This window comes from Paenibacillus sp. LT-B23 (assembly GCF_059417685.1).
The window spans coordinates 95,082-108,137 of the sequence record NZ_JBSQBM010000001.1 but is presented as its reverse complement, the minus strand read 5'-3'; the positions used below and the strand labels follow the sequence as shown (position 1 = coordinate 108,137).

Below are 13,056 nucleotides of genomic sequence, written 5' to 3'. Positions count from 1 at the left end.
GTATGCATTTATAACCGTTACACGAACGGATTCAGTTTATCGTTTATGTGTCAGGATTTTTATAATCCCTTATGTGAATAGCTTAACCAGATGAGGCGTTTTGGACGCAAAGCCCTCTGCATACGAAATCAGCTTGCGCTGACCCAACAGCGAATCCCGGGCTTTTACACGTTCAACATACCCCTGGTTTAATGGCGTGGATACCGTGTCTTTACCCGGTGCAGCCTGAAATTGGGAAGCATAGCTTAGTAATGCCTGCTCCTTGGCTTCAACATGCTCCGTAATGTCCACAATCAGATCCGTTCTGCCGATATCGTTAATGAAATAAAAATATAACTGCTCCACCAGCACCGCAGGCTGTTCCGGCATAAATCGACGTAGCTTGGCGTTAAACACCGCTTCCTCCACCAGCTTGCTGCACATGACATGATCCGGGTGCCGATCCTCCCAGTAGGGAGCAAATACGATTTTCGGCGCATGACGCCGAATTTCCGCGGTCACTGCGGCTACATTCTCCGGTGTAACATACAAACCCCGATCAGGCAGTCCCAAATTCGTCCGTGCAGCAAGGCCCAGCACTTTTGAAGCATCTTCGGCTTCTGCCATACGGGTATCTACATCGCCATTGGATGACATTTCAGCACGCGTCAAATCACATACGCCCACCTTTAAACCAGCGGCTGTATGCTTGGCAATCGTGCCTCCCATACCAATCTCAGCATCATCGGCATGAGCTCCAAAAATCAATATGTCCAGTGTCATTTTATATCATCCTGCTGATCAATGCCTGGTTTATATTTATGTACCAGCTCACGCCAAGCAAAATCGCCCCGATCCAGCGCCTTGACCAATATTTCAGCAGTCGCAACATTGGTCGCCAAAGGAATACCCTGCACGTCACACAGACGCAGCAGTGCACTAATATCCGGTTCATGCGGCTGTGCCATTAGCGGATCACGCAGGAAGATAATCAGATCCATATCATTTTGCGCGACCATGGCCCCGATCTGCTGGTCACCTCCGAGCGGCCCTGACATAAAGCGGTGAATTTGAAGCTTCGTTTGCTCCATAATGCGCAGACCCGTTGTACCTGTTGAATACAATTGATGTCCTGTAAAAACATGCTCATACGCGGTTATAAAGTTAACCATTTCATCTTTTTTGCGGTCATGCGCTATAAATGCAATCTTGAACATTCCAAATTCCCCCTGCCTCATTCTATAATTCCGTTCGTCAATTCATTCGCGTTATTCTTAATCAATGTAATGCTCAAAACCGTATACAAGTCCGGATTGCTCCATTACCTTTTGAATGCCGATTTTGACGCCAGGCATGTAGCCTGCCCGTTCGTAGGAGTCCTGACGAATTTTGAGGGATTGTCCAAATCCTCCGAAAATAACTTCCTGCTGTGCGAATACACCGGGAAGACGGACACTATGGATACGGAACCCTTGGTAGTAGCCGCCGCGTGATCCTTCGAGCGTTTCTTCCTCCTCCGGGTTCCCTTGACGCAACTCCTGTCGCTGCTCAGCGATGAGTTCTGCGGTCTTAATTGCCGTTCCCGATGGCGCGTCCAATTTCTGGTCGCCATGATATTCGATAATCTCCAGATGAGGGAAGTATTTGGCAGCTTGAGCCGCAAACCGCATCATCAAAATAACTCCTATTGAAAAGTTAGGCGCAATCAAACCGCCAATTTGCTGTTCCCGGCACTGCTTGTCCAGTTCGTCAATCTGTTCCGGTGTAAATCCTGTTGTCCCAATAACTGGACGAACGCCATGTTTGATCGCAAGCGCTGTATGTGCGTACGCAAAACGAGGACCTGTAAAATCGACCATCACATCCGGGCGACTATCCAGCAAAGCCTGCTCCACATCCTCCACAATAGCAACGCCCGCTTCTGGAAGTCCGACGAGAAGGCCGGCATCACTGCCGGCGTGCGTTCTGTTTACTGCGGCTACCAGCCGAAGTTCTTCATCCTGGAGAACCAATTTGACAACCTCACGGCCCATACGCCCGGCTGCTCCAACGACAACCACTTTTATTTGCTCTGGCATATCTTACAACTCCTTACGCATCAATTCGTGCTAGATCTGTTCATTCATTTGCTGGCATAACTTCTTCATGAGATTGGCAAGCTGTTCATTGTGAGGAAACAAAGCGGCCGCCTCACGAGCAGCCTGCACAGCCAGCTTATATTCATTCATTTCAGCATAAACCAATGCAAGCAGCATAAAAGCGTCACCACATAGCGGATCAAGGGCAATTGCCCGTTCCAGCAGCAAGATTGCATCTCTGCGCACCTGTGGCGTAGCTTTATCGACATCCAGCATCTTTCTGGCTTTCTCCGTCTGCTGTCTGGCCTCCAACGTATGCAAATGCAGCACATATTCATCCTGCTGCGGGGCCAGACGAACCGCATCGCCCGCATAAGCAAGCGCCTGCTCTATCCGCCCGCTGCGGGCATAGGTGACCGAACAGCGGAAATAATGCTCCGCATGATCAGGCTGAGCGGAAATTGCTTTTTCGAACCATTCCACGGCCTGCTCAAAATCGTTTTGTAAAATACACTGATAAGCTTTCTGAACGTATTCCTCCGCCTTCATGACACCGCACCTCCGGGTAACCGGTTTGGTACAGCATATGTACAAAACGCCTAATCGGTGTCCTTTTTGGTCCAGCGATTCGCGTCACGTGTGTTAAATTTATGCATGACCTTATCATGGGCATCGGTCAAATTAATACCCAGCGAGTTTGCAAAGCAGACCGTAATGAACAAAATATCTCCCAGCTCCAGCTCAATCGAATTGTCGGCCTCATCCGTTTTTTTCGGTTTCTCGCCAAAGGAATGATTGACTTCTCTGGCCAGCTCCCCGACTTCCTCAGACATCCGGGCCAGCATTGCCAGCGGGCTGAAATATCCTTCTTTGAATTGGGAAATATATTGGTCTACCTCACGTTGAATTTCATCAAGCGATTTTTCCATGAAACACAATCCCCTCTAATGTGCAGGTTTATTCATATGTTATCGTAAAGCACATTTGAAAACAAATATTTTTTAATGTGAAATTACTCACATCTTGTAATGGTCTGTCTTTTAAAGCTACCGTAAAAAGGTATACTAAACATAAGGATCTACGATCTGCTCCAAAATCAATATCAAATCGTTCATCCCAATTTGCCATTGTGAGGGATTATATGAAAACATCTAGGTCTATTGAACAGCTTAAAATCATTTTACCCATTGTGCTCGGCACTGCTATTTATGCATTCGGCCTGCTTTATTTCATTATACCCAGCAAGCTGATGGAAGGCGGCATCACAGGCATCACCCTCCTGCTGAACTATGCTTTCTCGATTTCCCCATCCCTTTCTACATTACTCCTGAACATTCCTCTATTTTTAATCGGATGGAAAATGCTTGGCGGCAAGCAAATTATTTATACCGGGGTTGGCATCGGGGCGCTCACTTTTTTTCTGTGGTTGTTTGAAAAAATGATTCACCTCGGGTGGATGGGCACGTTTCAGACCGAGCACGATTTTATACTTTCTTCATTATATGCCGGGGTTACGCTCGGGGCCGGGCTAGGCATCGTATTCCGGTTTGGTGGTACCACCGGCGGGTCAGATATTATCGCTCGTATTTTGAACCGGAAGTTTGGCTGGAGTATGGGAAGGATTTTGCTGGTGATCGATATCGTCATCATCGGTGCATCGCTGCTGTACATACCCAAGGAAAAAATCCTGTATACGCTGGTCGCTGTGTTTATCGCATCGAAGATCATTGATTTTATACAGGAAGGGGCCTACTCCGCCAGAGCCTTTATGATTATCAGTGACCATACGATGGATATTGCGGATATCATTACACAGGATATGGATCGCGGTGTTACTATTATTCCGGCTATGGGTGCATTTTCCAAGCAGACCAAGCATGTTGCTTACTGTGTCGTATCCCGTCAGGAAATACGACGTTTGCATCAAATTGTGAAATCGGTTGATCCACGAGCGTTCATCATCATTCAGGATGTGCATGATGTACACGGAGAGGGCTTCAAAGAGGAATAGCCCGGAAATCCGGGCAAGTAGCAGGGCATATATTCATTTTATCAATGACAGCGAAGTCGGTGGCAGCATTTCAGCCTTAACTAGAGAAACCGGATCGATACTTACGGTAACCCACATAAGCCAGGGTCAGCAGGATCGTCAAACCGATTGCCAGTTCTGCCCGGCGCTCGCTTTCATGCGGGATGAATGGAGCCAGTGCGGTAGCATCTTTTTCACGTCCAAACAAGGCATTGAATGTCGGGTTTCCCTGCTCCAGTGCCCCTCTAATCGCTGAAGCATCCGCATTTTGCTGATTCCCCAATCCCTTAACGTAAGAAATCCATGAATCCGTTCGAACAACCTCGGTTGTTTTGCCGCTGATCAACGCCGCCGTTCGGATCGTCTCGTAATGATCCTCCAGCACTGCTGCTCCGGCGGCGAAACCCTTCATATTTCCTTTAGCAAACTGGCTATTTAAGCCGCTGACATCTTCTTTTAAAATTTTATAATACTGCTGCCATAATGGCTGGCGCGGATGCGCTATCGCATCTGCCGCAAGCCGCAAATTGGCAGCGGCCTTCACCCATTCATCCGGCGATGCTTGCACGGATTGTGTAGCTTGCTGTACCTCAAGGATACTGCCCGACAAAGCATGAATAGCCTCCACTGACAGCGCAGTCTGTACCTGACCCGTGCTGAACCATCGGCTTACCTCCGCTACATCGGCGCGCGCTTTTTCAATATTTCCATCCATTACATCCCGGTACAATATCGCAGCTGCACGATCCAGTTCCTCTATTTCCTTTGCATTACTGGTAGACTTGGGCTGATCCCGCGCTTCCGCAATGCCCGGAGGGAAACATAGGGAAAGCAACAAAACCATAGATAACACAACTCCCGAAACAACACGCAGCACACCACGAAACGCCTGATTCCAAACCATGGGACATCCCTCCTCACCTTACTGTATGGCAAGGTTACAGGGACTAGAACTTGGCTTTAGCGCTCAGCCGCATCTTGGGCAATAGGAAAGGCTATCCGATTGCGCACGTACATGGCAAGCCATGAGGCTGCGATACTGAAAAGGGTCAGCATATAGGTAAAAGTACGCACTTGTGGTACATCATCCGTTAGCGACTTCGGAAGATACGGATATATGCCGAATGTATAATCGACCGTATCATTTAACAGTGTCCACAAAGCTGCTACGCACAGAGCCGCCCATTTGCAGGTAAAAAAACGAACGAACAGCAAGGCTTCGACTGCCATTGCCGTATGAGATGCTACCAGCATCCAATCCTGCCATATCATATGCCCTCCCTGCGCGACACCCCAAAAAATAATAGCTGAGGCCCATATGCCGTATTTTACACTCGTAACCACAGCTAACGCCTCCATCAGCTGGCGAATGACCTTCAAGCCCTTCAGGCGCGGAGGGTAAAGCAGGAATAATACAGAAATCGTAAAAAACAGGCTGGCCGTCGGACTATCGGGCACAAATACAATCTGCCATATCGGGTGGTAGTTTAGTGTGTATTCCAATTGCCCCCCATACCATATGTACCCATACACGGTTCCAACCAGGTTACACCAGAACAACAGCCACAAAAAGGGCCGGCTCGTCAAGAACGACCGGCTCCACAAATAAGACAACGACACGTCCTCATCCTCCGTTCATACGATAGATGCCCCGTAAAGGCTCCATCTACAAAGACTATATCATATAAAAGCGTATCAAAAAAACCTGGCCGCTGCTACGGTCAGGCTTGATGATTATGGTCTTGTACTGCCAATGGGTTTGTTACCCAAGATCAGATCTCCTGAAACGGCTCAATTGATCGCTTTCAGTTCATCCGTAAGATGACGAAAAGCTACTTCATCTCCGGAGGCCAGCGCCTCATCAATATCCTTGTAGAGCTTTTCACTCCGGTGTTTACGTAATGCCTCGTCCAAAACCATTTCAGCAGACAGGCCCAACATTACTTCATAAGTAACCTTCATTTTATCCATAGGATGCACCTCCAACATGAGTTTAAGAGATCCTATATTCTTTTCCTTTCGCCACATAGCTGAGTGCCGTCCGTGACATCCGCTGCAAATCTGCGTCTGTCAATTCTCGCACCACTTTGGCAGGTGTACCGAGAGAAAGAGTATAGGGTGGTATTTTGGTATTTTCCGTAACGACCGACCCTGCTCCTATTAAAGCATATTCACCAAGCTCAGCTCCGTTGAGTACAATGGCCCCCATACCGATTAAAGTGCCTTTGCCTACCGTACAACCATGGATAATCGCAGCATGTCCCACCGAAATATCATCCGCCAGCACCAGGGGCTGGTCCGTGTTCACATGTCCCACGACACCGTCCTGGATATTGCAGCGTTCACCGATGATGACAGGCGCCATATCCCCGCGCAGTACGGCATTGAACCAAACTGAGGAATCTTGGCCGATCGTTACCTTTCCGACAACTTTTGCTCCTTCTGCCACATAGACAGATGAATGGAGCTGTGGCATGTTCCCGTTATAGTGAATCAGCATCAACTTCACCCTCTCATTTTGGGTGAATTCTATCAACATGTATGTTGCTTGTCAATGGAGCCGCATACCCGGGTCGTTCCGCCCAATGCGGCACTCCCCTGCCAGCTTCAGCCCCCAGGCGGTCATCTGTACAGATGGCCCCGTCGAATGCTCACCCAGACGAAGCATACCCAAGTGGAGCATCATTCGTATAATTCTCTGATCAAAAACCGAACGGGGCGTATCATAGTAGAACGGTCTGATCAGGGGGCCGATATGTACAAAAAGTGACTCCGAGGACGTCCAGGTCCTGGCACATTCTCCTATCCAGTAGACCAGAGAAAGTAGATTGGGAACGGCTCCTTTATACAATCTTAACCAAAACCTGAATAGCTGTATCATCTCATCCTCGATCGCGTACTCCCTGCGTGCCTCCCCCTTTGCCGTCAGCACAACTCGATCCCCCTTCTCCTCAATAAACCTGGAGTGACGTGCATAATCATACAGCAGTGCCATTCGGTCGGGATAAAACTTAAAGGAGGAACCATATCCGAAACGCCAGCCTCCTTTACCCAGAAGTGGCTCCGCAATGTGCAAATGCTCCATTAATTGCTGCTGATTGCGACGATACCAAGCCCCCTCGGGGTTAAGCGGAACTTCATGCTGCTCCATGTACTGAAGGAAAAGTCGTAAATCCTCCGCCAAAAGATGTCCTTCATCCCGGTACGACGTTGGCTCACTTATCCGGATCATTCCGTTTTGCAAGTCTTGCACCATGACACGACGGAAACGCTCTTTCATGTCCAACGGAATTTGATACAAATACCTCGTATTGTGCGTCGAACCGTTGAATAACCAGCCACTGTTGCGTAAACGGGCCACGATGTCCCGCGGTCGCTCACCGGAATCCCCATCCTCCTCGGCAGATTGTTTGGCAACCGCAATCAATTCCTCCATACTGAAATAAGGTCGGTCATCGAATAGCAGTGTGTTCAAAAACCTTACCTCTGACAGCTTTAGCTCCCTGACTTGCATCTCAAAAAAACTGCTGCTGCCGAGCTTTGTTAAAATGCCCTGGATCAGCTCATGTTTGGAATTGGGCTTACAGTCACACTCGTAATACACCGCGATTCTGTTCAAATGCACAATATCCGCAAATGTCAGCATTTCCGCCAGATTCATCGTTCCATCGCCTCGTCACTGGACTGTCATCCGGAATTGATTCTTACCTGTTGTACCCACAGCTTTGACGGAATGTTCAGACTCTAAACCTCTTTTTTTCAAAGCTATAATTAAAAAATAAAAAGACCACGGCTTCTACGCTGAGTAGAAATTCGTGGTCTTTCGTCAAACTTTTAAGTTACAATCGCTTTTTTCCTGTAAATGTCTGGTGCAATTATACAACAGCGGCGTCCAATTCGTATCCTCACGCTGGAGAACACTCAGTGACAGATTACCAATTCGTTCCGTAAACTTTTCCTGATACAAAGCCTTATACAAATTAGCCAAAAAACCACCATGAGAAACGACCAGCAGGTTCTTGTCCCGATTTTCCGACCAAATGGCCTCCATAAAAGCCAACCCTCGAAGTTGAAGAGCTTCATCGCTCTCCTGTCCCAGATCCAGCAGATGCCAGTCGCTCCCCCACTTCTTCTCACGCTCGACCTGCGTCATGCCCTCGACCTGACCATAAGCACGTTCTCTCAGCCGATCATCCGGCTCCAGTATAGGAAGGTGAAGAACAGAAGCAATAATCTCCCCCGTCTCCTTGGCTCTCGAAAGGCTGCTTGTAATAAGACCATCCCAATGATAGGGCTCATCCTTTAATCGTTCTGCTAGCAAGCGTGCTTGCCAGCGCCCTTCCTCATTTAACGGAATATCACTGTGGCCCTGGATTTTACCTACCGCATTCCAATCCGTTAATCCATGTCTGATCAAGCCAATAAGCATCGTGTTGTTTCCTCCGCTATTTAGTTATTCAGGCATTGTTTTGAATCCGTATTGGAGCCCAGCCGTGCTGCTAATTTCTAACCCGTCTCGCACGATGAATCCAGCCCAAAGAAAATAAGGCAAGCGCAAGTGCCAACACAGACAACAACATCCAATATTGCGGGTAAGTAGGAACAATGCTTGCAACCAGCGGGTCCATAATGCCACTATTCACATTTTTAATGTGGTATTGATATTGTGAAGATGTACTTGTAGTTTCTAGCAAGCCTGTCGGTAAAATACCCGTATCCATGACAGGTGCCGCTTGAGGAGGATTTTCTTGAGAGGAGCTTCCATTCCAGTTCAAAAACAAAAAGCTACACAAAAATACCGCCAAAAATCCGGCGATCCATACGGACATATACTTACGGGCTGCCGGGTTCACACGCGCACGCCGATGCTCGCCGGGAACAAGCCACGGTGACTCTTCATAAATTCGATCCATGACCCTGCGATTCATAGATTCCGCCTGCTCATCTGTTATCTCAAAGGAAATATCGCGAATAGCGGATCGACTTTCTTTTGACAAATTCCACTCATTTTCTTCCGAACCATGCTCCCATCCGGCAGACGAGCTTTTGGCCCGTCTGCGCTCCGAGTCTTGTTTCGATACATTTTTGCCTGTAGCGAACAAATCCTCAGCGTCCCTGGATTTCATTGGCTGCTCATCCCTTCGTTTTCCTCATAGAGAGGCTCAAAAAAATAAGGCTCCAACTGCGTCTTCACACTGGTTCTGGCCCGGAAAAGCAACGATTTCACCGCACTGACCGTCTGCCCCAAAATCGTAGCAATCTCCTGATAATCCAATTGCTCGTATTCGCGCAAAATCAGCGCAGACCGCTGCTTCTCTGGCAATCTGTTGATCGCTTCACGAACCATCTCTACCTTCTCGCCGCGAAGGACAGCCTGCTCTGGAATCACATCCAATGGAGCAACCGGCACATAACCGCTCTCCTCCAATGGAACCTGACCGCTACGATGCTTGCGAAGCTCGCTCAGCACCGTATTACGTGCAATCGTATATAACCATGTGGAGAACGATGCATCTACCTCGCGAAAAGAGTGCAGGCTCCGGTACGCTTTATAAAACGTCTCCGAGCACAAGTCCTCAGCGATCATTTCCAGGTTCGAACTTTTCAGCATATGATAAACAAAAGCTAAAATTTTACGTTGGTGCCGCCTCATTAATTCTGAATAAACCTCAACATTACCTTGTTTGATTTCCTGAATCATCTGGGAATCTGTCATCATCCGAGTGAGACCCTCCTCGCCCATACATGTGCTGTTCTCCCATTCGATTCTGTCTATATATACCGAACAGGCCAAAAAAAGTTGCGCACTCTGCGCAAATGGATGAAACAGCATCATGGAACATTTGTTTTTTTCTTACCCTATGTAGTGCCAACAATAACGGTGCTATCCCCAACATTTCTCAACATCCAAAATGGACTTACCCATTGTACCACAAAATAGTCGTCAGTAAAAAAGTCCAAAATCCCCATGATTTCCATCACAGGCTACGTAACGCTAGCAGCTGTTTCCGATATACGGCATTTCCGACCTATTTTAAGTTTTTTCAAGATAAAGTCACATAAGCTTGAGTCTATCCCTTTTGAATACGCTGGTAAGAATAATTACCCAAAAGAAAACGCTTTAAAAAATCATTGACAAAATGAAAACGTATACATATAATGAAAGTACAGTATGGTTTCTCTCCACTCCTATCCTACTCAGCTACTCCATAAGAGCAGCTACCACCCGGGGCTTTACCCGGGTGGTCTTTTTTTTGAACTCTTATACTAAGCTGAACTGGAAAGTAACGTAAGGTGCCAACTGCGCAGTCGGATGGTGCTTCCCATCGCTGTTGTCCAGCACCATCCCGCCTACTCCGTTTTTTATATAAAATTTTCGAATTTAGCTTATATAACAAAGAAAATATACTTACCCAGCTATATCACCTCAACCGGGCTTTAGGTCATAAAATAACAAAAAAAACGGGCAAAGAGGATCTCACGCCCGTTTTAAATCTTTCCTGCTACTTTCACTCCCAGAAAGTGCGTTGCTTTTAAGGCGGTCAGTAGCGGAGCGGTCCATTTGAATCTGGAGAAGCGTAGCGTTCGCCTGAAAGCTTTCTGTAAGAAAGCTCGCTTCGGAGGCAACAGCGATCGTAAGATCAAATGGAACGCGAAGCGGTGCTATCCGCCTTAACCAACAATCATACTTTCCTTTCTATACCACCACTTTATAGCTCATTGAATCCAGCAGTGCCTTGGCGCGCTCCCAGTCCCGTTCTTGGCGGAAGGAAAGTCGCATAATACCGGGAACATCCTCCCGGCTTTCGATGATTTGCATATTGCTCAGGTTAATGCTGTTGTCCCCCAGCTCTGTTGCAATTCGACCGATAATCCCCGGGGTATCCGGTACATCAATATACAGATCAAACGTTGAGACGATGACACCTTTGCGGCGTTCCGGCAGCTCACTGCGGAAATGCCCCGCCGTCAAAAACTCGTCAGCAATTCCCTCTCCGTCTTGTATTCTCAGTAAATGGGTAAAACGCTCAATCTGCCCGTTCCACTCTTCCAGCAGACCTAGCAAAACATCACGATTGCTCAGCAAAATGTCCCGCCACACAATAGGATCACTGGAAGCAATTCGCGTAATATCGCGGAAGCCGCCGGCAGCCAGCGTACGGTACAATGGATTTTCGTCATTGTGCTTGCGCACCTGATTCACCAGCGCCGCTGCAATAATATGCGGAAGATGGCTGATCGCCCCGACAATGTCATCGTGCATATCAGGCTGGACACGCACAACCTGAGCTCCTGTATATTTCAACAGACGCTCCAGCGAACTGTATGCTTCCTCAGGCACACCCTCTGCCGGGGAAAGTACATAGTAGGCATTCTCAAACAACAATGCGGAAGCAGCCTTCACACCGGAACGCTCCGAGCCGGCCATCGGATGGCCACCGATAAAATAAGCATTACGTAAAGAGATTTCCGACGCTTTTTTGGCAATCGACGATTTTGTGCTGCCTACATCGGTAATAATGCAACCCTCTTTAAGCGGTAGCCTGCTTAACAACTCCAAGTAATGCTCCAGTAATCCGACAGGTACGCATAAAAAAATAAAATCGGCATCCTCTGCCGCCTCTTCAACCGAAAGAGTCACGGTGTCCACGACACCACGGCTCAACATCGGCTCCATCAGTTCGGGAAGATGGGCATGACCGACAACGGTAATGCCCGGCTTCCCTTTAAAACAAAGCGCAAGGGACCCACCAATCAGTCCCACGCCGAAAATGGCAATCTTCATCAATTATCAAATCCCATCTGCGGAAATTATAGACGCGCTTTCGCCGCTTCCGCCCCCAGGACCTGTTCCAGCGCACGGATAAACCACTCATTTTGCGGCTGTGATCCAACCGACACCCTAATATATGTCGGATATTTGTAATGACCAGCGCGAATAATTACGCCTTTTTGAAGCAATTCCTGAAACACTTCACCCGACGGGCGACGTACATTCAGCATAATAAAGTTTCCATGTGCCGGAAAAGATTCCAGTCCAAGGCGCTTCAACTCATTTTGCAAATAGGCTCTGCCCTCTGCGTTGCGGTCACGGCATTCCTGCACAAAATCCTGATCTTCCAACGCCGCAATCGCTGCAGCCTGTGCTACCCGTGAAGTATTGAACGGCTCACGAACCTGATTAATCATGCGGATCGTTGCCGCAGTCCCCATTCCGTATCCGATGCGAAGCGATGCTAGGCCATAGATTTTGGAGAAGGTGCGTAATACAAGCAGATTTTCATAGGCCGGTAACAAACGAATACCGTCTGGATACGTGCTGTCTGTCACAAACTCGAAATACGCCTCATCCAGCACGACCAAAACATGCTTTGGCACTCGATCCAAAAATGCGATCAACTCTGCTTCAGGTACAATCGTGCCTGTCGGGTTGTTCGGATTACAGATCCAGATCATTTTCGTACGGTCGTTAATCTGAGACAACATAGCTTCCAGATCATGCACCCCGTCACGCAAAGGCACCTCAACAGCAACCGCTCCCTCAATCTCCACATTGCTCTTATACACAGAGAAGGTCTGATCGGCCATGATGCTTTCTTCCCCGGGAAGAAGAAAAGCACGCGTAATCAACGCAATAATCTCGTCAGAGCCACAGCCATAGATAAACTGATCCTCTTTCAAGCCCGTATGTTTAGCCAGCGCCTGTGTTAAAGCTACCGCGCTGCCGTCAGGATATACACTAATATTCGCAAATTCCTCCTGAATGGCCTGCAATACTTTGGGAGAGCTGCCATACGGATTTTCATTCGAGGCGAGCTTGATCACTTCATCAAGTCCCAGCTCGCGCTTCACATCTTCAATCGGTTTACCGGGCTGATATACCGGCAAATGTACAATATGCGGTTTAGGTCGCATGCCCCTACCTCCTCTAATCCATTCAAAACTAAATTTGCTGCTTTCTATACTGAC

At 48.0% G+C, this 13,056-nt stretch carries 16 protein-coding genes; 1 reads left to right on the top strand and 15 read right to left on the bottom strand.

The annotated features are described in order from the left end of the window. Positions 1-69: 69 nt before the first annotated feature. The 5 genes from bshB1 to ACWXW9_RS00555 are packed head-to-tail and all read right to left on the bottom strand — an operon-like array spanning position 70 to position 2,986. Complete coding sequence (bshB1, locus tag ACWXW9_RS00575) at positions 70-762, bottom strand: bacillithiol biosynthesis deacetylase BshB1 (protein ID WP_494927822.1); 693 nt, start codon at positions 760-762, stop codon at positions 70-72. Next, positions 759-1,196 (bottom strand): methylglyoxal synthase, encoded by a 438-nt coding sequence (gene mgsA, locus ACWXW9_RS00570; RefSeq protein ID WP_134913910.1) that lies wholly within the window; start codon positions 1,194-1,196, stop codon positions 759-761. The genes bshB1 and mgsA overlap by 4 nt, the downstream gene beginning before the upstream one ends. A 57-nt stretch (positions 1,197-1,253) precedes the next feature. Next, positions 1,254-2,057 carry a 4-hydroxy-tetrahydrodipicolinate reductase gene (dapB, locus tag ACWXW9_RS00565; protein WP_494927821.1) on the bottom strand — a complete coding sequence of 268 codons (804 nt, stop codon included), beginning with the start codon at positions 2,055-2,057 and terminating at the stop codon, positions 1,254-1,256. A gap of 30 nt (positions 2,058-2,087) precedes the next feature. Further along, complete coding sequence (locus tag ACWXW9_RS00560; protein WP_025685879.1) at positions 2,088-2,606, bottom strand: tetratricopeptide repeat protein; 519 nt, start codon at positions 2,604-2,606, stop codon at positions 2,088-2,090. A gap of 50 nt (positions 2,607-2,656) precedes the next feature. Continuing rightward, a complete protein-coding gene (locus ACWXW9_RS00555) occupies positions 2,657-2,986 on the bottom strand; it encodes a nucleotide pyrophosphohydrolase (protein ID WP_354452799.1) in 330 nt (109 codons plus the stop codon). A gap of 212 nt (positions 2,987-3,198) precedes the next feature. Here ACWXW9_RS00555 and ACWXW9_RS00550 point away from each other — a divergent pair, with 212 nt between their 5' ends. Next, on the top strand, positions 3,199-4,068 hold the full coding sequence (locus ACWXW9_RS00550; RefSeq protein ID WP_494927820.1) for a YitT family protein: 870 nt from the start codon (positions 3,199-3,201) through the stop codon (positions 4,066-4,068). Between the two features lie 76 nt (positions 4,069-4,144). On the opposite strand, the gene ACWXW9_RS00545 is transcribed toward ACWXW9_RS00550, so the two are convergent. The 10 genes from ACWXW9_RS00545 to hisC form a co-directional block, all read right to left on the bottom strand. Beyond that, entirely contained in the window at positions 4,145-4,990 is an 846-nt protein-coding gene (locus ACWXW9_RS00545) for a sporulation protein YpjB (RefSeq protein ID WP_494927819.1), read from the bottom strand. A gap of 56 nt (positions 4,991-5,046) precedes the next feature. After that, the gene (locus ACWXW9_RS00540) at positions 5,047-5,706 is read right to left on the bottom strand and encodes a DUF1405 domain-containing protein (protein WP_494927818.1); all 660 of its coding nucleotides are present in this window, start codon (positions 5,704-5,706) and stop codon (positions 5,047-5,049) included. Between the two features lie 171 nt (positions 5,707-5,877). Then, entirely contained in the window at positions 5,878-6,057 is a 180-nt protein-coding gene (locus ACWXW9_RS00535; protein WP_025682222.1) for an IDEAL domain-containing protein, read from the bottom strand. A 22-nt stretch (positions 6,058-6,079) separates the two neighbouring features. Then, the gene (locus tag ACWXW9_RS00530; RefSeq protein ID WP_134913894.1) at positions 6,080-6,586 is read right to left on the bottom strand and encodes a gamma carbonic anhydrase family protein; all 507 of its coding nucleotides are present in this window, start codon (positions 6,584-6,586) and stop codon (positions 6,080-6,082) included. A gap of 51 nt (positions 6,587-6,637) precedes the next feature. Next, positions 6,638-7,747: a hypothetical protein gene (locus tag ACWXW9_RS00525; protein ID WP_494927817.1), complete on the bottom strand. Its 1,110-nt coding sequence runs from the start codon at positions 7,745-7,747 to the stop codon at positions 6,638-6,640. 165 nt (positions 7,748-7,912) lie between these two features. Next, positions 7,913-8,515 (bottom strand): histidine phosphatase family protein, encoded by a 603-nt coding sequence (locus tag ACWXW9_RS00520; RefSeq protein ID WP_494927816.1) that lies wholly within the window; start codon positions 8,513-8,515, stop codon positions 7,913-7,915. Positions 8,516-8,585: 70 nt separating this feature from the next. Beyond that, a complete protein-coding gene (locus tag ACWXW9_RS00515; protein ID WP_134913888.1) occupies positions 8,586-9,212 on the bottom strand; it encodes an anti-sigma factor in 627 nt (208 codons plus the stop codon). Next, entirely contained in the window at positions 9,209-9,805 is a 597-nt protein-coding gene (locus ACWXW9_RS00510; protein ID WP_014282079.1) for an RNA polymerase sigma factor, read from the bottom strand. Before ACWXW9_RS00510 ends, ACWXW9_RS00515 begins: the two co-directional genes overlap by 4 nt. Positions 9,806-10,783: 978 nt before the next feature. Further along, positions 10,784-11,872, bottom strand: coding sequence for a prephenate dehydrogenase (locus ACWXW9_RS00505; RefSeq protein WP_149093609.1), 1,089 nt, complete (start codon positions 11,870-11,872; stop codon positions 10,784-10,786). A 26-nt stretch (positions 11,873-11,898) separates the two neighbouring features. After that, positions 11,899-13,002, bottom strand: a complete 1,104-nt coding sequence (hisC, locus tag ACWXW9_RS00500; RefSeq protein ID WP_149093608.1) for a histidinol-phosphate transaminase — start codon at positions 13,000-13,002, stop codon at positions 11,899-11,901. Positions 13,003-13,056: the final 54 nt, after the last annotated feature.